Annotated in this window: 23 protein-coding genes; 13 read left to right on the forward strand and 10 right to left on the reverse strand. The window is 67.0% G+C overall.

All coding sequences use genetic code 11. The annotated features are described in order from the left end of the window. The first annotated feature begins 13 nt into the window (after positions 1-13). From CFB89_RS17470 to CFB89_RS17495, 6 genes are all read left to right on the forward strand, one after another. On the forward strand, positions 14-895 hold the full coding sequence (locus CFB89_RS17470; protein ID WP_089468938.1) for a LysR family transcriptional regulator: 882 nt from the start codon (positions 14-16) through the stop codon (positions 893-895). A 179-nt stretch (positions 896-1,074) separates the two neighbouring features. Next, positions 1,075-1,374, forward strand: coding sequence for a helix-turn-helix transcriptional regulator (locus CFB89_RS17475; protein ID WP_050017894.1), 300 nt, complete (start codon positions 1,075-1,077; stop codon positions 1,372-1,374). A gap of 19 nt (positions 1,375-1,393) precedes the next feature. After that, positions 1,394-2,746: a pyridoxal-dependent decarboxylase gene (locus tag CFB89_RS17480; RefSeq protein WP_089468939.1), complete on the forward strand. Its 1,353-nt coding sequence runs from the start codon at positions 1,394-1,396 to the stop codon at positions 2,744-2,746. 183 nt (positions 2,747-2,929) lie between these two features. After that, a complete protein-coding gene (locus tag CFB89_RS17485) occupies positions 2,930-3,397 on the forward strand; it encodes a cupin domain-containing protein (protein ID WP_089468940.1) in 468 nt (155 codons plus the stop codon). 248 nt (positions 3,398-3,645) lie between these two features. After that, complete coding sequence (locus tag CFB89_RS17490; RefSeq protein WP_089468941.1) at positions 3,646-4,026, forward strand: hypothetical protein; 381 nt, start codon at positions 3,646-3,648, stop codon at positions 4,024-4,026. Positions 4,027-4,090: 64 nt separating this feature from the next. Next, entirely contained in the window at positions 4,091-4,912 is an 822-nt protein-coding gene (locus CFB89_RS17495) for an SDR family NAD(P)-dependent oxidoreductase (protein WP_089468942.1), read from the forward strand. Between the two features lie 77 nt (positions 4,913-4,989). Here the strand turns inward: CFB89_RS17495 and surE are convergent, their stop codons facing one another. The 3 genes from surE to CFB89_RS17510 form a co-directional block, all read right to left on the reverse strand. Next, a complete protein-coding gene (surE, locus tag CFB89_RS17500) occupies positions 4,990-5,769 on the reverse strand; it encodes a 5'/3'-nucleotidase SurE (RefSeq protein WP_089468943.1) in 780 nt (259 codons plus the stop codon). 189 nt (positions 5,770-5,958) lie between these two features. Next, positions 5,959-6,267, reverse strand: a complete 309-nt coding sequence (locus CFB89_RS17505) for an AzlD family protein (protein ID WP_089468944.1) — start codon at positions 6,265-6,267, stop codon at positions 5,959-5,961. Further along, positions 6,260-6,994, reverse strand: a complete 735-nt coding sequence (locus CFB89_RS17510; RefSeq protein WP_089468945.1) for an AzlC family ABC transporter permease — start codon at positions 6,992-6,994, stop codon at positions 6,260-6,262. Before CFB89_RS17510 ends, CFB89_RS17505 begins: the two co-directional genes overlap by 8 nt. 125 nt (positions 6,995-7,119) lie before the next feature. Here CFB89_RS17510 and CFB89_RS17515 point away from each other — a divergent pair, with 125 nt between their 5' ends. Beyond that, positions 7,120-7,578: an Lrp/AsnC family transcriptional regulator gene (locus CFB89_RS17515; protein WP_089468946.1), complete on the forward strand. Its 459-nt coding sequence runs from the start codon at positions 7,120-7,122 to the stop codon at positions 7,576-7,578. A 225-nt stretch (positions 7,579-7,803) separates the two neighbouring features. Then, on the forward strand, positions 7,804-8,373 hold the full coding sequence (locus CFB89_RS17520; RefSeq protein ID WP_089468947.1) for a hypothetical protein: 570 nt from the start codon (positions 7,804-7,806) through the stop codon (positions 8,371-8,373). A 58-nt stretch (positions 8,374-8,431) separates the two neighbouring features. Here CFB89_RS17520 and CFB89_RS17525 read toward each other — a convergent pair whose 3' ends face one another. The 4 genes from CFB89_RS17525 to CFB89_RS17540 all read right to left on the reverse strand — a co-directional run bounded on the left by CFB89_RS17525 (position 8,432) and on the right by CFB89_RS17540 (position 11,502). Then, entirely contained in the window at positions 8,432-9,064 is a 633-nt protein-coding gene (locus tag CFB89_RS17525) for a LysE family translocator (RefSeq protein WP_089468948.1), read from the reverse strand. A 140-nt stretch (positions 9,065-9,204) separates the two neighbouring features. Beyond that, entirely contained in the window at positions 9,205-10,074 is an 870-nt protein-coding gene (locus tag CFB89_RS17530; protein ID WP_089468949.1) for a PASTA domain-containing protein, read from the reverse strand. A 107-nt stretch (positions 10,075-10,181) separates the two neighbouring features. Further along, a complete protein-coding gene (locus CFB89_RS17535) occupies positions 10,182-10,514 on the reverse strand; it encodes a DUF2322 family protein (protein WP_089469415.1) in 333 nt (110 codons plus the stop codon). Between the two features lie 283 nt (positions 10,515-10,797). After that, on the reverse strand, positions 10,798-11,502 hold the full coding sequence (locus tag CFB89_RS17540; protein ID WP_089468950.1) for a flavin reductase family protein: 705 nt from the start codon (positions 11,500-11,502) through the stop codon (positions 10,798-10,800). 234 nt (positions 11,503-11,736) lie between these two features. On the opposite strand from CFB89_RS17540, the gene CFB89_RS17545 reads away from it, so the two are divergent. Together CFB89_RS17545 and CFB89_RS17550 are read left to right on the forward strand one after the other, a co-directional pair. Beyond that, positions 11,737-12,063, forward strand: a complete 327-nt coding sequence (locus CFB89_RS17545) for a thioredoxin family protein (protein WP_006485487.1) — start codon at positions 11,737-11,739, stop codon at positions 12,061-12,063. A gap of 10 nt (positions 12,064-12,073) precedes the next feature. Then, positions 12,074-12,493, forward strand: a complete 420-nt coding sequence (locus CFB89_RS17550; RefSeq protein ID WP_089468951.1) for a secondary thiamine-phosphate synthase enzyme YjbQ — start codon at positions 12,074-12,076, stop codon at positions 12,491-12,493. 58 nt (positions 12,494-12,551) lie between these two features. Here CFB89_RS17550 and atsR read toward each other — a convergent pair whose 3' ends face one another. From atsR to CFB89_RS17565, 3 genes are all read right to left on the reverse strand, one after another. Then, positions 12,552-14,372, reverse strand: coding sequence for a hybrid sensor histidine kinase/response regulator AtsR (gene atsR / locus CFB89_RS17555; protein ID WP_089468952.1), 1,821 nt, complete (start codon positions 14,370-14,372; stop codon positions 12,552-12,554). 1 nt (position 14,373) lies between these two features. Beyond that, a complete protein-coding gene (locus CFB89_RS17560; RefSeq protein WP_089468953.1) occupies positions 14,374-14,877 on the reverse strand; it encodes a molybdopterin-dependent oxidoreductase in 504 nt (167 codons plus the stop codon). A gap of 68 nt (positions 14,878-14,945) precedes the next feature. Beyond that, complete coding sequence (locus CFB89_RS17565) at positions 14,946-15,812, reverse strand: helix-turn-helix domain-containing protein (protein ID WP_089468954.1); 867 nt, start codon at positions 15,810-15,812, stop codon at positions 14,946-14,948. 355 nt (positions 15,813-16,167) lie between these two features. On the opposite strand from CFB89_RS17565, the gene CFB89_RS17570 reads away from it, so the two are divergent. From CFB89_RS17570 to CFB89_RS17580, 3 genes are all read left to right on the forward strand, one after another. Continuing rightward, on the forward strand, positions 16,168-16,755 hold the full coding sequence (locus tag CFB89_RS17570) for a tetratricopeptide repeat protein (RefSeq protein WP_089468955.1): 588 nt from the start codon (positions 16,168-16,170) through the stop codon (positions 16,753-16,755). Positions 16,756-16,876: 121 nt separating this feature from the next. Beyond that, complete coding sequence (locus CFB89_RS17575; RefSeq protein WP_089468956.1) at positions 16,877-17,704, forward strand: hypothetical protein; 828 nt, start codon at positions 16,877-16,879, stop codon at positions 17,702-17,704. 121 nt (positions 17,705-17,825) lie between these two features. Further along, the gene (locus CFB89_RS17580; protein ID WP_089469416.1) at positions 17,826-18,842 is read left to right on the forward strand and encodes a hypothetical protein; all 1,017 of its coding nucleotides are present in this window, start codon (positions 17,826-17,828) and stop codon (positions 18,840-18,842) included. Positions 18,843-18,889 lie beyond the last annotated feature (47 nt).

An 18,889-nucleotide genomic window follows, 5' to 3' on the forward strand; every position in this document is an offset into this window, starting at 1 on the left:
GAAGGAGCGAACAATGCTGCTCGACAACCTCGCGCTGTTCCTGCGTATCGTGGAGAAGGGCGGGCTGGCCGCGGCGGGCCGCGAGGTCGGCCTGTCGCCGGCCACGGTGTCCGAGCGGCTGACGGCGCTCGAGCGCCACTACGGCGCGGCGCTGCTCACGCGCACGACGCGCGCGATCAGCCTGACCGACGAGGGGCGTACGCTGGCCGATGGCGCGCGACGCCTGCTGGCCGAGGCCGATGAACTCGAAAGCCGGGTGCGGCTGGGCGTGCAGACGCTGTCGGGGCCCGTGCGGCTGAGTGCGCCGGCCGATCTCGGGCGCGAGCGCATCGTGCCCGTCCTCGACGCGTTCCTGGCCGAGCATCCGGGCGTGACGGTCGACCTGCATCTCGGCGACGGGTATGTCGATCTCGTCGGGCAGGGGCTCGATTTCGCGATCCGTCGCGGCACGCTGGCCGACAGTTCCTTGCGCAGCCGCTCGCTCGGCCGCGCGCGGCGTGTGGTGTGCGCGGCGCCTGCGTATCTCGCCGCACACGGCACGCCACGTCATCCGGACGAACTCGCCGCGCACGACTGCATCGTGATGCGCTTCGGCCAGGAGTTGTATGCCGAATGGCCGTTCAGCATCGATGGCGCATTGAAGCGCGTGGTGGTGCGCGGCCGGCGCGTCGCCAACGACGGGGCGCTCGTGCGTGCGTGGTGCATCGCGGGGCACGGCGTCGCGCTGAAATCGCTGGTCGACGTCGAACGGGATCTGGCGTCGGGCGCGCTCGTCGAGGTGCTCGGCGCGTTCTCGCCGGGCGATGTGGATCTGCAGATCGTCTATCCGGGCAGCGTCGCGCAGCCGCGGCGCGTGCGCGCGTTGATCGACCGGCTGGCGGAGGCGCTCGCGTAACGGCGCGTGGCCCGTGCGCGGCTGGCGAGACGTTGCGACGGCGATCTCGCCGCGATCGCATCGAATGCGCGACGGTGCGCACCGGCGCGCGGCATCGCAGGCTGAAACCGCTGCTCAAACCCATTGCCCACATTTCGTCATTTAGCTAATATTCAAAACGTCAAACGAAGCCGAACCCCATGGACGACGTCATCCGCATCAGCGCCTTGGCCAACGAAAGCCGTCTCGCCGTGCTGCGCTGGCTCAAGCAGCCGCGCAAGCATTTCCCGCCACAGCCGCACGGCGACTTCGACGAACTCGGCGTGTGCTGCACGTACATCACCGAGAAGCTCGGCATCGCGCCGGCCACGACCACGCGCCACATGCGCATCCTCGCCGATGCCGGCCTCGTGCAGGCCACCCGCGTCGGCAAGTTCACGTACTACAAGCGGATCGACGGTGCGCTGCAGCAGCTCGGCCGCGATCTCTCTCAACTCTGACCTGACCGAGGCAACCGACATGGACGAACTCGCCCTGCTGGCCGACGCCGACCGGCGCGCGCACGCGTATCTGGCTGCAACGAACGACCGGCGCGCGTTTCCCGATGCGGCCGCACTGGCCGGCCTCGCCGCGTTCGACGAAGCGCTGCCCGATGCGGGCCGCCCGGCCGACGACGTGCTGCGCCTGCTCGACGAGCACGGCACGCCCGCGACGGTCGCATCGAATGGGCCGAACTACTTCGGCTTCGTGATCGGCGCGACGCTGCCGGCCGCGGCGGCGGCCGAGCGGCTGATGCTCGCGTGGGACCAGTGCGCGTCGTCGTACGCGAATTCGCCGGTGGCCGCGACGCTCGAGCGCCAGGCTGCGCGCTGGGTCGTCGAGGCGCTCGGGCTGCCCGAAGGCAGCGCGGTCGGCTTCGGCACCAGCGCGACGGCCTGCACGCTCGTCGCGCTGGTGACCGCGCGGCGCGCGCTGCTCGCGCGCAAGGGCTGGGATATCGACGAGGACGGCTTGATCGGCGCGCCCGAGGTGAAAGTCGTGATTTCCGCGCTCGCGCACATCACGGTGAAGAAGGCGCTGCGCGTGCTCGGCTTCGGGATGAGGCGCATCGTCGTCGCGCCGGTCGACGCGCACGGCCGGATCGACCCGGCGCAGTTGCCGCCGCTCGACGACATGACGATCTTCTGCGTGCAGGCGGGCGAAGTGAACACCGGCGAATTCGATCCGTTCGCGGCATTGATTCCGCCCGCGAAGGCGGCCGGCGCGTGGGTGCACGTGGACGGCGCGTTCGGCCTGTGGGCGCGGGCGTCGTCGAAGCGCGCGCTGACGGACGGCATCGACGGCGCGGACAGCTGGACGACCGACGGTCACAAATGGCTCAACACGCCGTACGACGGCGCGATGGTGATCTGCCGCGACGCGGCCGCGCTCGCCACCGCGATGAATAGCGACGCCGTGTACCTGAGCGGCGCGCAGGATGCGCAGAAGAACCTGAACCTCGAATTCTCGCGGCGCGCGCGCGGCATTCCCGTGTGGGCCGCGCTGCGCTCGCTCGGCCGCGCCGGCGTCGCGACGATGATCGAGCGGCATTGCGCGCAGGCGGCGCGGGTCGCGGACGGCCTGCGTGCGGCCGGCTACGACGTGCTGAACCGCGTCGTGCTGAACCAGGTGCTCGTGCGCGCCGGCACCGACGAGGAAACGGCGGCGATCCTCGAAGCCGCGCAGGCATCGGGCGACGTATGGTTCGGCGCGACCGTATGGCAGGGGCGGCCGGCGTTCCGGATCAGCGTGTCGTCGTGGCGCACCGAGGATGCGCACATCGATCGTCTCGTCGCGTTGCTGACGAAGCTGCGTGGTGTGCACGTGGGTTGAGCGTCACGCTTCGTTTTCCGCCTAAATGGTTGCGTATGCAACTTTCACGAATTCGATGAAGTGCAGCGCAGCCGGCGGAGCCTGCGATACGTCTGCAAGCGTGAAAATATCGGACAATAGCCGTTCCGCGCGGGCCGCGCCGGCACCGCGTCCAACCGAAGCATTCACGCTTGCGAGATCCCCATGTCGACTTCCTTTCCCCGGGAACTGCTGAAGGCCGCCGATATCGCGAAGATGGAACCCACGCGCGCGGTGCATTCGCTCAATCCCAATGCCGTGCGTCTGAAGCGGCAGCTCAGCGACCTGACCGGCCTCACGCAATTCGGCGTTCACCTGCTCACGCTGATGCCCGGTCACGAATCGGCCGAATATCACCGCCACCTGTACGAAGAGGAATTCGTGTATGTGCTGTCCGGTACCGGCGCGGTGACGATCGGCGGGCACGTCAGCGAAATCGGGCCTGGCGATTTCATCGGCTTTCCGCGCGGCGGCGAAGCGCATACGGTGCAGAACACCGGCGAAGCGCCGCTGGAGCTGCTCGTCGGCGGGCAGCGGCTCGAACACGACGTGTGCGAATACCCGCGAGTCGGCAAGCGGCTTTATATCGCGGGCGGGCTCGAAGAGTATGTCGAGCTGCCGAAACAGCCGTGACGGTCGGGTGTACGTCATCACCGTAGCAGGCCGTTCGTTCAATGGACGCGCTGGACGGCCGCGGGATGGTGCGTGCACGTCAACCACACGAGGACGTCCCGTTTCGGACGACTTGAGCGACACCTGTCGTCGGCGCGTGCATCGCGAAGCAGTGAGGGGCGCGAGCGCGGCCACGCCAGATTCGCGATTCGTGCGCCGAACGAGCCCGATTTCAATGGAACGACTGCAGCCGGCAGCTGCCTACCTCGATGCGTCAGATCCCTTTTCTTGCCTTTGCATTCGCGGCCCTTGTGCCCGGCCTGGTGTGGTCGTATTTGGCCGACGATCCCGGCTCGCTCAAATATTCCATTCCGATCGCCTACTTCGGCACCGCAACGTTCGCGGTCCCGCAATATCTGCTGGTCACGAAATACTGGCGCGTTTCCATCATTTCATCGTGCCTGTGCGGCGGCATCACGGGATTGTTGACGTGGATTGCCACCTGTTTCATTTACACGTCCATCTGGAATGACGATGTTTTCAAGGGCGGCTTGTCGGCCGTTCTGGGTTTCCTGGCGTGCCTGGGCCTGGGGACACTGGCGGGCTTGGTGTTCTGGCTGATGCATCGTTGGCAGCGATCCAAAGGGTAAATCCGCTTCTCGCGACTCCGTCGCGCTTATGATGGGGGAACGCCACTGACAGGGTTCCTACGCCATGGACGCGCCGCTCCCGCCGATGTCTGCCCCGATTGCCGAAACCGCTCCTGAAACCGAAGCCGCCGGCGAGCCGCGCGCGTCGCGCGTGCACCAGCCGGTCGCGCTCGTCACCGGTTCGACGTCGGGGATCGGCGCGGCCGTCGCGCGGCGTCTCGCGGCCGACGGCTACCTGGTGATCCTGCATTCCCGCAGCTCGGCCGACACCGGACGCGCGATGGCGCGCGAACTCGACGGCGCGTATGTGCAAGCCGATCTCGCCGACGATGCCGAACGCGTGCGGCTGATCCGCGACGCGCTCGCGGTGCACGGCCGGCTCGACGTACTCGTCAACAATGCGGGCATCAGCCGCGTGATTCCACATGACGATCTCGCGGCGGCCACGCCCGACGTGTGGCGCGAGATGCATGAAATCAACGTGATCGCGCCGTTCCGGCTGGTGGCCGAAGCGGAGGCCGCGCTGCGCGAAGCGGCGTCGCAGGGGCGGGCCGGATGTGTCGTGAACGTCAGCTCGCATGCGGGCGCGCGGCCGAAGGGCGCGTCGATTCCGTATGCGGCCGCGAAGGCCGCGCTCAATCACACGACGCGGCTGCTCGCGCGCACGCTTGCGCCCGCGATTCGCGTCAATGCGGTCGCGCCGGGGCTCGTCGATACGCCGCTAACCGCCGACTGGACGGAAGCGCAGCAGCTCTGGCGGGAACGCGCGCCGATGCGGCGCGCGGCGACGCCGGACGATATCGCGCAGACGGTCGCGATGCTCGTCGCGTCCGATTACGTGACGGGCGAGATCGTGATGCTCGACGGCGGGTTGAATCTGACGTGAGGCGCTGAGGCGGCGGCGCGGCGGCACGCGGTTATCGCGTGCGCAACCGCCCGGTCATTCGAAGAAGCGTCGTGCGATCAGCCGAGGTTCGACCGCAGCCGCGCGAGCGCCTGATCGTGCGTGCGCTCGAACTTGAGCGGCGTAACCGAGATATACCCGTCGCCGAGCGCGACCGTTTCCGAATCCGCGTCGTCGTCGCGCGGCGCGCGCGCGAGCTTCAGCCAGTGATAGTCGATCTCGCGCGGATCGCGTCCCGACACGATCTCGACGCCCTGCAGCGTGCCGGCGCCCTGGTTCGTCACCTTCAGGCCGCGCACGTCGTCGGCCGGCCGCGGCGGGAAGTTCACGTTGAGGCACGCGTCGCTGTCCCAGCCGGCGGCGACGAGCCGGCGAATCACGTCCGGCGCATGCGCGAGCGCCGTGCCCCACGGCACCGCGTTGCGATCGGTGAAGGCCTGGCTCAGCGCGATGGCCGGCACGCCCACGAGCATGCTCGTCATCGCCGCGCCGACCGTCCCGGAAAACACCGTTTCGGTGCCGAGGTTCGCGCCGCGATTCACACCGGACAGCACGACGTCGGGCCGCGCGCCCTTCATCAGGTGGCTGACCGCGATCGCGACGCAATCGCCGGGCGTGCCGCGCACCGCGAAGCGGCGCTCGCCCTTGCGATGCACGCGCAGCGGTTCGTGCAGGCTCAGCGAATGCGACGTGCCGCTCTGGTCCTCGGATGGAGCCACGATCCACACTTCGCGCGCGAGTTGTGTGGCGACCTGTTCGAGTATGTCGAGACCGGGCGCGTCGAATCCGTCGTCGTTGGTGAGCAGGACGCGGTCGAACAGCGGGCGGGTTGCTTGCATCGGGACGATCCTCGTGAAGAGCATGAGAGGGGAGTGCGGCATCGCGCAAGCCACAAGGCTAGCACTCCGGCGCGAGAATCGTCGTGTTGCGCCCAGGGTGCCGGCCGGCGCGGACGCGAAAACGGGCGCATCGCGCGCCCGTTCGTCGTGTCGTGGAATGTGCGTGCCGGCGTGGCAGGCCGGCCCCGCTCAGCCGAGCAGGTAGCGCAGCAGGCCGGCCGACGCGACGCCGACGATGACGGTCGGCAGGATCGACAGGCGCGTCGCGGCGAACAGCGTGATCGCAAGCGCGAGCAGGTCGGCCGGTCGCGTCGACACGAATGCCGGCGCGATCACCGAAATCAGCACGCAACCGGGCACGTTTTCCATCACCGACGCCGTCCGCGGGCTCAGCGTCCGGTTGCGCAGCAGCACGTAGCCGAGGATGCGCGACAGGTAGGTGGTCGACGCCATCAGCACGATCGTCGCGACGGTGCCGAAATCCGGAAGCTCAGGCATCGCGCGGCTCCCACAGCAGCGCGGCGACGAGCCCCGCGCAGGCGCCGGCCGCGACATACCACGCGCCGGGCAGCGCGAGATGGGTGGCCGCCGCGACGACGAGGCTCACGAACCACGGGCGGCTCGCACGCACCCCTTTCCACATCCCGCGCAGCAGCACCAGAAACACGGCCGTGAACGCCATGTCGAAGCCGTACTGTTCGACGTCGCCGATCGTCGGCCCGACCGCCGCGCCGAGCGTCGTCATCGAGATCCACGTCAGGTAGAGCCCCACACAGATGCCCGCGTAATAGGGCACGCTGATGTGCGTGGCCGAGCGCTCGCGCGCGTCGGCGAGCGACATCGCCCAGCTCTCGTCGCACATGAAGAACAGCGCGACGAACGCGCGGCGGCGCGGCAGGCGGCGGATATACGGCTCGAACGCGGCGCCCATCAGGATGTGGCGCGAGTTCACGAGGAACGACATCGCGACGATCAGCGCGATGTGCGGCGGCGACGTCCACAGATGGATCGCCGCGAATTCGGAGCCGCCGCCGAAGTTCAGGCCCGTCATCATCGGCACCTCGAACAGGCTCAGCCCTTTCTGCGCGGCCTGTGCGCCCAGCACCAGCGCAAACGGCACGAAACCCAGCATGACGGGCAGCGCCGCGCGCAAACCGCGGCCCATCTCGGCGACATAGGCGGGCCTGTCGCGAAGCCCGGACGACGTTGAAACGCTACTGCTCATTACTCCTCCTTCGGGGGAGGGATTGTCTGCTTTTTTGACTCGAATCGGGTTGCGTTGTCGCCAGATTTTTCTGAGAATTTGGCATTGAACGTGGGATATCGAAATTTTTTGGAATCGAATGCCAAATGAAACTTGACGCTATCGACCGCCGGATCCTGAGCGCGCTGCAGCGCGACGGCCGCATGCAGAACGTGGAACTCGCGCATGAGGTCGGGCTGTCGCCGTCGCCGTGTCTGCGGCGCGTGCGCCTCCTCGAGGAAGCCGGCGTGATCGAGAAATACGTGGCCGTGCTGAACCCGGCGAAGGTCGGCAAGGGGCTGACGATCTTCACGCGCGTGTGGCTGAAGGGGCAGGACGCGGAATCGGTGAACCGTTTCGCCGAGGCCGTCCAGCAGATGCCGGAAGTCGTCGAATGCCACCTGATGGCCGGCGACTGCGATTTCCTGCTGCGCCTCGTCGCGGCCGACATCGACGATTACCGGCGCTTCCAGATGGAATACCTGACGCGCATTCCCGGCGTGCTGAGTGTGAAGACCGACATTCCGATGCAGAAGGTCAAGCTCACGTCGGCGCTACCGACCTGACGCAGAGCGAGCCGCGCGGCGCGTGTCGACGAACGGTCATGGCGCGGAGACAATCGCCCGATAAACTGATGGGGTGAGTCGCATCCCACGTATTGCCGGTGCAGTCGCACGCTGGTCGATGTGCAAGCAACTAACGGTCAATGCCGACGCGATCGGCCGAGCGGCGCTGCGTGGCGCGCCGGGCCGCGCGTCGACGCGAATGCGTTTCTTCCTGTCGAGCCCTACATGCAGCCATTCAATACGCCGTGGAATTCGCTGGAAATCGTCAAGCTCGTGCTCGGCGTGCTGACGCCGTTGTCGGTCGCCTGTCTCGGCTGGCTCGTCGCGCGCCGGCTGAAGCGCCTCGAACTCGTGCAGTGGACCAACCAGCGGCTGATCGAAAAGCGGCTCGCGCTGTACGACACGGTCGCGCCGCAGCTCAATGCGCTGCTGTGCTTCTACACGTGGGTCGGCTACTGGAAGGACATCTCGCCGGACGACGTGATCCGCGCGAAGCGCGACCTCGACCGCACGTTCCACATCTACCGCTACCTGTTCGACGACGACGTGTACGACGCATATCACACGTTCATCCATGCGCTGTTCGAGATGCATACGGGGCCGGGCCGCGACGCGCGGATCCGCTCGCTGATCCAGGCGCCCGACGGCGATCGCAGCGTGCACGGTTCGTACGCGTGGAAGCCGGTGTGGTCCGAGCGTTTCGCGACCGCGAACGTCGTGCCGAAGGACGACGTGCTGCGGCATTACACGCGGTTGATGGAGCGGCTGCGCGTGGCGCTGGGGGCGACGCGCTGAAGGCTGCGGCGCGCGGTAACGACTGACATGCCTCGCCATCACTCCCGGTAGCCTGCCCTCAGTTCCGCCCCGCCACCGCGAGCCGCGCCGCGAGCCCCACGAACACCGACCCGAGCAGATACTGGGGCACCTTCGACGGCCGGCGGCGCGCGCCGATCCGCTGGCTTAGCCGGCTCGCGGAGAGAATCACCGCGCCGTTCACGACGATCCCGATCAGGTTCAGCACCGTCGCGAGCACGAGAATCTGCACGGCGATGGAACCCTGCTCGGGCCGCACGAACTGCGGGAACAGCGCGAGCACGAACAACGCCATCTTCGGATTCAGCAGATTCGTCGTCAGCCCCTGGCGAAAGATCGTCGCGGTCGAGCGCCGACGTTGCGACGCGACGGGCGATAGTGCGGTCGCATCCGAACGAAACGTCTTCCACGCGAGATACAGCAGATACGCGGCGCCTGCGAAACGTACCGCGTCGTACGCGAGCGGCACCGCGACGAAGAGTTGCGACAGCCCGAGCGCGGCCGCGAGCGCGTGGCAGTAGGTGCCGGCCTGAATGCCCGCGAGCGTCGCGAAGCCGGCGCGCCGCCCCTGGCTCACGCTGCGGGACGCGATCAGCAACATGTCGGGGCCGGGCGTAACGGTCAGCGCGAGACACGCGCCGGAGAACAGCGCGAGCGTGGAGAAGTCGATCATGGTGGTCCCTTTTTGCCGGTGCGGCGTAAAGGGAACTCAGTTTAGGAGGGCGCCCGAGGCCGGTCAATCGAGCGAACGGACAATGGCCGGACGGCACGGATCGCGTAACGCATGGATCGCGTACGTGCGGCCCGCACCCCTCACTGTTTGCGACAGGCCACCTGGTAGTCGATCACGGTATTCGCGGCTGGCCGGTCCGGCTCGCCGCCCACCGTCGTGACGCCGAGCACGCCGGCCGCGTTCCGGTAACGCAGCGCGCAATACCCGACGCCGGTGCCCGAGCACGCTTCGGCTTCGATGATGCCGTGCTTCGCGAGCGTTGCCGCGCCGTCCATCGCGTCCGGTTTCTCGCGCGGCCGCAGCGGCTGCCAGCCATGCGCGATCAGTATCTTGCGTGCCGCGTCGAGCGGCTTGCCGTATACGTTCGGCACGACCGCGCGGCCGTTGCAGTGTGTGCTTTCGGCCGCGACGCGGGTCAGCCGCAGTTCGCCGTTTCGTTCGTGCAGCTCGCCGACGGGCGGCGCGGGGCCGTCGCCGCCCCAGATCAGCAGCGCGCCGCTCTCCAGCCGGTCGGCCGAGCCGAGCTGCCAGCCCGCCTTGCGTGCCGTATAGCCGAGTGCGACGAGTGTGGTGCCGTCGAATACGCCGATATTGCCGTTGCGCGCAAAACATATCGCGCTCGTGCCTGCGTTGAATCCGCTCGCGAAGGTCACGACCGTGTAGCGCCCGAGCGGTGCCTCGGACGTCACGATCCAGTCGCGCTGCGCGACTTCGCGGCCGGCCGCCGTGGTCGTTTTTGCGCGATACCGCGTGCAGAACGGATCGAGCGAACCGTTTTCAGGCGAGTGCGGCAGCGTATCGAGCGGCACGAGCGACGCTCCGGCGATATCGGAGCCCGTGCGCAGCGGTTCGGCCGATGCCGTGCCGCCGAACGCGGCGCCGGCAAATATCGCGATCGAAACGATCGAGGCAAGATGGCGGGTGAGCGGTGAGGCAACGGAACGAAACACGCAGCTGTCTCCTGGGAAAGTGGGACGGGCGCGGCCATCGCGCGTTTTCGCCCCGATGTCGCGGTCGCGCGCACGGCCCGACGGCACGCGCGCGTGTCGCGGCCGATTCAGCCGTTCGCGACCACGTCGATGCGCAGCGCGTCGCCGCCCGCGGCGATCGCCAGCAGACGATCGACGTTCGGGTGCGCGCCCGGACGATTGCGCGCGTCGGCCGTATGCTCGGCGAACACCGCGAGGCCGTGTTCGGCCGCCTTCGCGTCGAGCGTGCCGAACGCCTGCTTCAGATAGTGGTACACCGCGAGCGAGCCCTGCTTGCCCGGCTGGTTCTCGATGGTCGCGACCACGTCGCCGTTCGCGCCGACGAGATCGATGCGCGCGATGCCGTCGATGGCCGGCAGTTGCGCGAGGTTGTCCTTGAATACTTGAGTCGGTTGAATCACTGAAAACACTCCGTCGGTTCGGTCATCGGCCAAGGTGGGTGGCCGGCCGTATCTTATCCGATCGGCTTCGGCACGCCGGCCCGCGTGCCGGTGTCGGCCGCGCGCCCATGCGAGCGCCGCGCCCGCGCGCTGCAACGCGTTGCCCGTCAGCATCGCGACCCGTATCCCGGTCGCACTGCCGCCGCCCGCGTCGTACAGCGCGCCCGGCATCGCGACGCCGAATTCCGCGCCGGCCATCCGCACCACGTTCATCAGCGCCGCCGCCGTGCCGATGCGTGCGGCGTCATGACCGTCCGGTGCCGGTCAGCATGCCCGCCTCTCGCGCGCGCTCGATGTCGGGGCTGCGATACGCGTGCTCGGGAATCTCGGCAAGCCGCGACGGATGCACCTGGCGCGGCGCCAGCCCGTAGAACTTCTGGAAGCTCATGATCAGCGGCGACCACTTGTCCGGATCGATGCGGTCGGGATGGCCATCCATCAGCAGGTCGGGGTGCGCGTGCACACGCTGGATGCGCATCTCGAACACGCGAATGCGGCCGCGCAGGTCGGGCATGTCTTCGCCGATCCCGTAAGTGGCCGCGACGACCGCTTCCATATGCACAGGACATTCGAGCGCGCGCGGCGGCGCGACGGTTTGCGACGCGACCTCGGTGAACCCGGCCGTGCCGAACTTGTCGGGTTCGAACACGTAGCCTTTCGCGCGCTTGCCGTCGGGCACCGGATACGTGCCGGTCGTGCGCGCGATCCGGTTGACCGCGTCCGCCTGCGCCGACGACGGCAGGTTCAGCACGCATTCGCCGGTGCGCAGCAGGTTGCGAGTGGTCTGCGAGCTGGCGGCGATGCCGATCACGCCGCGCCAGCCGAGCCAGAACGCGGACGAGATCGGCGCGAGATTGGCCGTGCCGCTTTCGTTCAGCGTGCTGACCAGCACGACGGGCGTGCCGAAGTAGAGGATGTTCGGTTCGGTGACGCAATGCGGCGCATTCATGGTCGAGTCCTTCGTTGACGGAATGGGTTCCCATGCTGATCCCGTCTCGTCGGCGCGGCGCTCCGAATCTTGTCGTGTCATTCCGAAACGTGCGTGCACAGGCGTCGCCGGCGTCGCGCCGGACCGAACCGGCAATGCGCGGTTTTTTCCGCTACAGTAAGTAATCGAAGGCCGCGCTCGCCGGCATCATGCCGGCGAGCGCGGTCACGTTCCGCCAATGCACACGAGGGCCTGATGGACACCGAGCAACGCTACACCGCCAACGCGCCGACCCGCGCGGAAGTCGACGCACTGGGCGGCGCAACCGTCATCGAATTCGGCGCGAACTGGTGCGGGATCTGCGCGGGCGCGCAGCCTGCTATCACCGCGTCGTTCTCCGCGCATCCTGCCGTGCGGCACCTGAAGATCGAGGACGGCCCAGGCCGTCCGCTCGGTCGCTCGTTCGGGGTGAAGCTGTGGCCGACGCTGGTATTCCTGCGCGATGGGGTCGAAGTCGCGCGCGTCGTGCGCCCCGCCGACGCGAAGCAGATCGAAGCCGACGGTTTCGCCGCGCTGGCCTGAGGTCACGACGATGCAACAGGCCATCACGCACATCGGCGTCGATACGCGCGGCAACGGCCTCGTCGAAGTCACGCAGCAGGTGCGTGCGTTCGTCGACCAGCAGGCGATCCGCACCGGCCTGCTCACCGTGTTCTGCCGCCATACGTCGGCGTCGCTGCTGATCCAGGAGAACGCGGATCCGTCGGTGCAGCGCGATATCGAACGCTATTTCGCGACACTCGCGCCCGAGGACGACACGCGCTACGAGCACGATACCGAAGGCGCCGACGACATGCCCGCGCATTTGCGCGCGGCGCTTACGCAGGTACAGCTGTCGATTCCGGTCGAGCACGGGCGCATGGTGCTCGGCACGTGGCAGGGGATCTATCTGTTCGAGCATCGCCGCGCGGCGCACCGGCGCGACATCGTGCTGCATCTGATCGGCGAGTAGGCCAGGCTGGCGCGCAAGCAGACGGACGGGAACGCGCGACGCCGCACCGGCGCGCGGCTCAGGCGAGCAGCTTTTCGACGAGCGCGCCGAGTTCGCGCAGGTGAACCGGCTTCGGCAGGAACGCGTCGAACACCCGCTGGTTCTCGCGCAACGCAGCCGATTCATACGCGCTGACGCCGAGAACCGCTGGATGCCGGCCGTCGTCGTCGGGCTCCGCCACCGCACGAATGCGTCGCGCCACGTCGAATCCGCTCAGGTCCGGCAGTTCGAGATCGAGCACGACGAGGTCGTAGCGGCCCGTCCTGAAGCGTGCGACCCCTTCCTGCCCGGAGCCGCACAGATCGGCCTCGATGCCGAGCGCCGACAGCATCGCGCCGAGCGTCTCGCGCGCGTTGTCGTTGTCGTCGACTACCAGCGCGCGCCGGTCGCGGTGCGGCAGCACGGGCGGCAGCGCGAGCACGTCGCCGGCCGCGGTGCCGGCCGCATCGACGCCGGGCACTTCGACCGGCAGCGTCACGACGAATTCGCTGCCTTCGCCGACCGCGCTGTGCACGTCCACATGCCCGCGCAGCGTCGTCACGATTTCGCGCACGACCGCGAGCCCCATGCCGATCCCGTCCACGTGCAGCCCGATCGCATCGTTCGCGCGATAGAACGGCTCGAAGATCTTCGACAGATGCTGCTTCGCGATGCCGGCGCCGGTATCGCGCACGGCGATCTTCACCTGCTGGCCGGCCGGCGCATCGGCGAGCGTGATCGCCACCGTGATCGAGCCGCCGGTCGTGTACTTGACCGAGTTCTCGATCAGGTTCGACAGCACTTGTCGCAGCAGCTTGCGGTCCGAGCGGATCGCGAGGCCGGGCGGCTCCACGCGCTGCGTGACCGTGATCCGTTTCGTCGCGATCCTGTCGCGCAGCGGTTCGAGCGCCTCGGCAAGCAGCGGCGCGATGCGGACGGTATCGAGTTCGGCGACGCGCTTCGTCGAGCGCAGCTTGATGTAGTCGGTGAGGTCCTTGACGAGCGCCTCCAGCGACAGCGCGGAATTCTGCAGCCGCCGGATCGTCTTCAGGTTCGCGTCGGACTGCGGGCGTGCGAGCAGGATCTCGATCGATCCGCAGATCGCCTGCAGCGGCGTACGCAGTTCGTGGCTGACCATCCCGAGGAACGCGTTCTTCGCCTCGATCATCTCGAACGCGCGATCGGACGCCTTGCGTTCGGCGTCGAGCGCCGCGTTCTGCCGTTCGAGCAGGTCGTCGCGCGTGCGCATCGTATAGAACAGCAGCAGGAACAGCGCGCACAGGATCACGCCGAGCACGATGCCGAGGATCAGGATCGCGCGCTGCTTTTCCTTCAATTGATGGAACGTGAAATCGCGCTGCGCCATTTCGATCGCGCGGAAGTAGTTCGCGAGGCCGTTGACCTTCGGCCAGTACGCATTGACTTCGTCGATCACCTGCCGCGCCTGCTGCGGCGAGTCGCGCAGCAGCGGCACCTCGCGCTTCAGGCGCGTCATGAATTCGCCGAGCGCATCGATCTCGTTGCGCGCGCGCGGAATGCGCAGCCAGTATTGGGACACTTCGGACGGCCGCTGCAGGAACCCGAACGACACCGACAGGCTGTCGAGCTGCATCTGCACGTGATCGAAATCGCCGTCCTCGCGCGTCGCGTAGAGAATCAGTTGCCGGTCGAAGCGCGTGTAGACGTTGCGGTATTGCGCGGCGGTCCAGAACACGCCTTCGCGCGGCCCCTCGAGCACGCCCTCGTTGACCGAGGTGGCGAGGAGATCCCACAGCAGGAACGCCCACGCGGCGAATCCCATGATCCACAGCGAGCCGAGGATCAGGATGATTTTTCTATTTTTCCATCGCCGCCGGGTCATGTCACTTCACGGTCAGACCGATGATCTGCCACGCGAACTTGGCTTCGCCGAGCGGCGTCTTCAGCTCGTCGGGATACTGGTCGCGCGGATACATGATCCACAGCGGGCCGTAGTTGTCGTTACCGAGCACCTTGCCGTTCATCGTGCGCGCGAGGATCACGCCGTACCTGGCGGCATCGGACACGGGAATCGTGAACGTGTATTCGTCGATGCAGCGGAATTCGATCTGCGTGCCGTGCGCGCCGACCGTCTTCAGCACGTCGGACAGGCGCGGGCCGGTGAAGGTGGCCTTCGGCGTCCAGCTCGTCGACGTGACGATCGTATGTTGCGGCAGCGCCATCAGCGCCTGCTCGGAAAAGACGTAGGTCATCTTCCCCTGCTGGTTGCTCTTGCTGATCTTGCCGTCGACGGTGAACGTGAACGACGAAGCGGCCCATGTCGCGGCGGCCATCCCGAGCAGGCAGGCCGTCAGCAGGCTTTTGGTCCAGATGGTTGAAACGCGCATGTCTTTCCCTCGGTCTGGTGGTTCGTGTAGCGGGTTGTCGTTCGGTCGTCGTTTCCGGCGCCCGGTTTTCAGTTCGTCGCCGCCGGCAGCGTGAGCTTCAGTTCGCGGGCGACTTCGGCGAACAGGATCGGCAGGCGCACCGGCTTCTCCTCGCAGCGCGCGTTGTAGTGCGACACGATGTGCGCGATCTCGTCCTCGCTCGCTTCGCCGGTCGAGATCTTGCCGGTCAGCAGGAAGATCGGCGCGCCGCTGTTCTCGCTCGAACGGATGCCGCGCACGAGTTCGGCGGCCGTCTGGTCGCCGAGCATCCAGTCGAGGATGTAGCCGTCGAAATCCTCGACTTCCAGCGCCTTGCGGAAGCTCGCGCCGTCGAAGTACGGAATCGCGTTCACGCCTTTCTCGATGAAATATTCACAGACCGTTTCGGCGACGTCGTGCGAATCGTCGACCACGGCGATCCGCGCCGCATACACGTTCGGCTGCGCCGAGCGCAGCTCGATCACGTCGACCGGATACGTGCGGCCCTCGCGCGCGTGCTGGCGTTCGGTGACGATCCATTCGCCCTGCCATTGCAGCGCGACGAAGTCGGTTTCGATCTGGCTGGTGGCCTTCGTCGAGATTGCCGCGCGGCAGCGCAAGCGCTTCGATTCGATCACGAACGTCGCATCGATCATCTCGGCCGCGGCCGGCTGCGTGCCCTTGTCGTCGAGCAGGATCGCGGGCGGCACCCCGAAGTGCGTCGCGATGTCCTGCAACTGCGACAGGTTCCACGGAATCAGGCCCTTCATCTTGCGCGTGACGACGGAGAAGCTCAGGCCGAGCACGTTCGCGATCGTCGTGTTGTGACTTCGCGGCGGAATGCCGTTCCGGTTCAGGAGGTCGCGCACCTTGTTGGCGGTGATGAGATCGACGTTGGCCTGCTCGGTGGTGGACATCTCGATGGGGTCTCCAAGGGTTTTTGCGAGGGAGAGCATATCAAAGCTGACGCGTCGCGCAAACTTTAAACACGCGAAGGACCTTGACATGACATTTTTCTCCATTATTATTGCTCACCACGTCACTATTGTTTGTTGCGTCATGTTTGGAGCGCGATGCCGGCACAGTCGGCAGCGAAAAGCAGCGGCAATGAAACAGTGACGGAACGATTCGAAGAGAGAACCTGAGAGATCCTTGGGCGCGTGTCGGCGTTGGCGGATTGTATCCGCTGCGCCGCACGCAACCGGGTACGAGCTCGCGGGGTACGAAAGCTCGAAGAATTGCGGCGCAGATAAAACTTGAGGAAAGTACCCAATGTATCGCCGTTTACTCGCACCGGGGCTGCTGTTGCTGTTGGCCGCGTGCGCGCAGGATCCGTCGGTTACCGCCAGGACGGTACGGATCTGCGACGACACAGGTTGTTCCGATCGCCCTAAAGATCAGGTCTCCTATCAAAAAAGGGACGATGCGGAAGAGCGGGACGATCCGCGCATCGCCGCGCTCAAGCAAACCGCGAAGACCCAGCCGAAGGCCGCCTACGACCTCGGCCTGCGCTACTTCCGCGGCGACGGCGTGCGCCAGGACAGCTACCAGGCCCTCAAGTGGATGCGCGAGGCCGCCGAGCGTGGCGACCTGAACGCACAAAAGGCGCTCGGCAGTTTCTACCTGTTCGGCCTCGAGGAAATGGGCTCGGATGCGCGCGAAGCGGAGAAGTGGCTGTCGATCGCGGCGGGCCGCGGCGACAAGGAATCGAAAAAGCTGCTCGAACTCGCGCGCAAGGCGAAGAAAGAAGACGAAGAAGACTGGAAGTGGCGCACGCAATGGCGTGACGTTTACTACGGCTACTGGTACTCGGGCTATCCGTACTACGGCGTCTGGCAGCAGACGTACTGGTACTACTGACCGGGACTGAAGCAACGGGGGCAGCCGCGGGGAGACCACCATCGCGCGCCACACCGGGGGGCTTATCGAAGTTCGCACGGACACATAAGCCGAACAACGACTCTAATCGATCGACAACGACATGAAGACCAATCTTTCCCAACGTCTCATTCAAGGCGCGCTGGTTGCAGCGCTTGGCGCATCCGTCGCGGGGTGCGGCGGCATGGTGACGCCCGGCGGGCAGAACGCCGGCGTGACGGGCGCGGCGGGCGGCGGCACGAGCGCCGGCGCCGATTCGGGGCTGCAGCGCTGCACGTCGCCGTTGGGCACGATCGCGGTCGACGACGGCCGCAACGCCGACTGGTGGGGCCAGTTCGGCAGCGCCACCAAGGTGACGAGCATCGATCCGCTGCTGCGCCTGGCGGTGCAGCAGTCGAACTGCTTCGTGATCACGTCGATCGGCAACCAGAAGAGCGACGCGCGCCTGTCGCGCATCACGCAACTGCAGCGCAACTCGGGCGAATACCGCGCGGGCTCGAAGCAGCAGAAGGGCCAGCGTGTCGCGGCCGACTACTACATGGAACCGCAGATCGTGATCAACGATTCGCCGATCGGCGGGATCGGCAGCATGATCGGCGGGCTGATCGGCAACAGCGCGGTGGCGGCGGTGGCGGGCCATCTGCAGACGAAGGCGTCGGTGGTGACGCTGACGCTGTTCGACGTGCGCTCGGCGGTGCAGATCGCGGCGTCGGAAGGCAGTTCGACGGCGACCAACTACGGCGCGGCGCTGGGCGGCTTCGGCGGTGGCGTGGGCGGCGCGCTGGCGGGTTTCTCGTCGACGCCGGAAGGCAAGGCGACGGTCGTCGCGTTCATCGACGCGTACAACAAGATGGTCGTCGCGCTGCGCAGCTACAAGGCGCAGGACGTCAAGGGCGGGCTGGGCCGCGGTGGCCAGCTCCAGGTGAACTGACGTTGCCGGGCCGGCGGGGGCCGCCGGCCGCTTGTTATTCCTGATTCGTGATGATCGGTGCGTGCGGCGTGATCCGCGCGTGCCGGCTTCGTTCGTCCTGTTCGTTCAGAAGGTGATCCCGATGAAAGCCGTTGCACTGATTGCATTGACCTGTCTCGCGCTGACCGCCTGCGGCGGCGACGATAATTCCACGCCCGCTTCGTCAGGCGGATCGGGCACGAGCAACAACGGCGGCAGCGGCGGGACGGGCGGCACCGGTTCGGGCGGAACGGGGTCCGGCGGTAACGGCTCGGGCGGTTCGGGTGGCGCCACGCTGACCTGGCGCTACGAGGCGCAACCTGCCGCGGCCGATCGGGCGAGCTTCCTGACGCTGATCAACAACGAAGGCGCGAAGGGCTACCGCTATCTGGGCGACTACTTCTACAACGCGGGCAACGGCGGCACGCAGTCGATCTTCGTGAACGACGGCACCGTGCAGACCTACACGTACCAGCTGCAGACGGCGCCGGCCGACATGACGTCCTTCGTCAACGCAGCCAACGCGCAAGGGGCGAGCGGCTACCGCTACGAAGGGCCGCTCACGTACGGCGACCTCTATCGCAAGGACGGCGGTTCGTCCGCCACCTACACGTACACGACGACGGGCCTGCCGGCCGACGCGAATGCGTTCCTCACGCAGGCGAACGGCCAGGGCCAGTCGGGCTACTGGTTCCTCGGCCCGATGGTGGTGGGCACCGCGCAGGCGAACGTGTACATGAAGAACAATGCGTCGAACGCGACCTATACGTACGACGCGCTGGCGCCGACGTCGACGGTCAGCGACTTCATCGCCCAGGCCAACAGCGAAGGGGCGAAGGGCTATCGCGCGAAGGGCGGGATGGCATTCGGCACGACGATCTCGTGGATCTACGTGAAGGACCAGACGCAGTCGCCTACCTTCACGTACCAGTCGGCCGCGATCCAGTCGACCGGCGCGAACTTCGTGCAGCAGGCGAACACGTTCGGCGCGCAGGGCGCCGCGTATCTGAGCGACCTCGCGCTCGGCACCCCGTCGCCGGTGATGGCTTCGTTCTATTTCACGCCGAAGAACTGCACGGGCTTCCTGTGCACGACGCTGAATCCGCTCACGCAGAACTGAGCGGACGTTTCCGGCGCGGGGGCACGAGACGATGCCCCCGTTGCCGG

The organism is Burkholderia sp. AU16741, assembly GCF_002223345.1.
GTDB classification, from domain to species: domain Bacteria; phylum Pseudomonadota; class Gammaproteobacteria; order Burkholderiales; family Burkholderiaceae; genus Burkholderia; species Burkholderia sola.

Bases quoted from the DNA above. Each gene is read 5' to 3' on its own strand.
- CFB89_RS17525 (WP_089468948.1), bottom strand. From the start codon at position 9,064: ATGATCGACTTCTCCACGCTCGCGCTGTTCTCCGGCGCGTGTCTCGCG.
- CFB89_RS17540 (WP_089468950.1), bottom strand. From the start codon at position 11,502: ATGAATGCGCCGCATTGCGTCACCGAACCGAACATCCTCTACTTCGGC.
- CFB89_RS17580 (WP_089469416.1), top strand. From the start codon at position 17,826: ATGAAAGCCGTTGCACTGATTGCATTGACCTGTCTCGCGCTGACCGCC.
- CFB89_RS17485 (WP_089468940.1), top strand. From the start codon at position 2,930: ATGTCGACTTCCTTTCCCCGGGAACTGCTGAAGGCCGCCGATATCGCG.
- surE (WP_089468943.1), bottom strand. From the start codon at position 5,769: ATGCAAGCAACCCGCCCGCTGTTCGACCGCGTCCTGCTCACCAACGAC.
- CFB89_RS17550 (WP_089468951.1), top strand. From the start codon at position 12,074: ATGCAACAGGCCATCACGCACATCGGCGTCGATACGCGCGGCAACGGC.
- CFB89_RS17520 (WP_089468947.1), top strand. From the start codon at position 7,804: ATGCAGCCATTCAATACGCCGTGGAATTCGCTGGAAATCGTCAAGCTC.
- CFB89_RS17510 (WP_089468945.1), bottom strand. From the start codon at position 6,994: ATGAGCAGTAGCGTTTCAACGTCGTCCGGGCTTCGCGACAGGCCCGCC.
- CFB89_RS17560 (WP_089468953.1), bottom strand. From the start codon at position 14,877: ATGCGCGTTTCAACCATCTGGACCAAAAGCCTGCTGACGGCCTGCCTG.
- CFB89_RS17545 (WP_006485487.1), top strand. From the start codon at position 11,737: ATGGACACCGAGCAACGCTACACCGCCAACGCGCCGACCCGCGCGGAA.
- atsR (WP_089468952.1), bottom strand. From the start codon at position 14,372: ATGACCCGGCGGCGATGGAAAAATAGAAAAATCATCCTGATCCTCGGC.
- CFB89_RS17570 (WP_089468955.1), top strand. From the start codon at position 16,168: ATGTATCGCCGTTTACTCGCACCGGGGCTGCTGTTGCTGTTGGCCGCG.
- CFB89_RS17495 (WP_089468942.1), top strand. From the start codon at position 4,091: ATGGACGCGCCGCTCCCGCCGATGTCTGCCCCGATTGCCGAAACCGCT.
- CFB89_RS17490 (WP_089468941.1), top strand. From the start codon at position 3,646: ATGCGTCAGATCCCTTTTCTTGCCTTTGCATTCGCGGCCCTTGTGCCC.
- CFB89_RS17470 (WP_089468938.1), top strand. From the start codon at position 14: ATGCTGCTCGACAACCTCGCGCTGTTCCTGCGTATCGTGGAGAAGGGC.
- CFB89_RS17475 (WP_050017894.1), top strand. From the start codon at position 1,075: ATGGACGACGTCATCCGCATCAGCGCCTTGGCCAACGAAAGCCGTCTC.
- CFB89_RS17565 (WP_089468954.1), bottom strand. From the start codon at position 15,812: ATGTCCACCACCGAGCAGGCCAACGTCGATCTCATCACCGCCAACAAG.
- CFB89_RS17515 (WP_089468946.1), top strand. From the start codon at position 7,120: ATGAAACTTGACGCTATCGACCGCCGGATCCTGAGCGCGCTGCAGCGC.
- CFB89_RS17505 (WP_089468944.1), bottom strand. From the start codon at position 6,267: ATGCCTGAGCTTCCGGATTTCGGCACCGTCGCGACGATCGTGCTGATG.
- CFB89_RS17480 (WP_089468939.1), top strand. From the start codon at position 1,394: ATGGACGAACTCGCCCTGCTGGCCGACGCCGACCGGCGCGCGCACGCG.
- CFB89_RS17575 (WP_089468956.1), top strand. From the start codon at position 16,877: ATGAAGACCAATCTTTCCCAACGTCTCATTCAAGGCGCGCTGGTTGCA.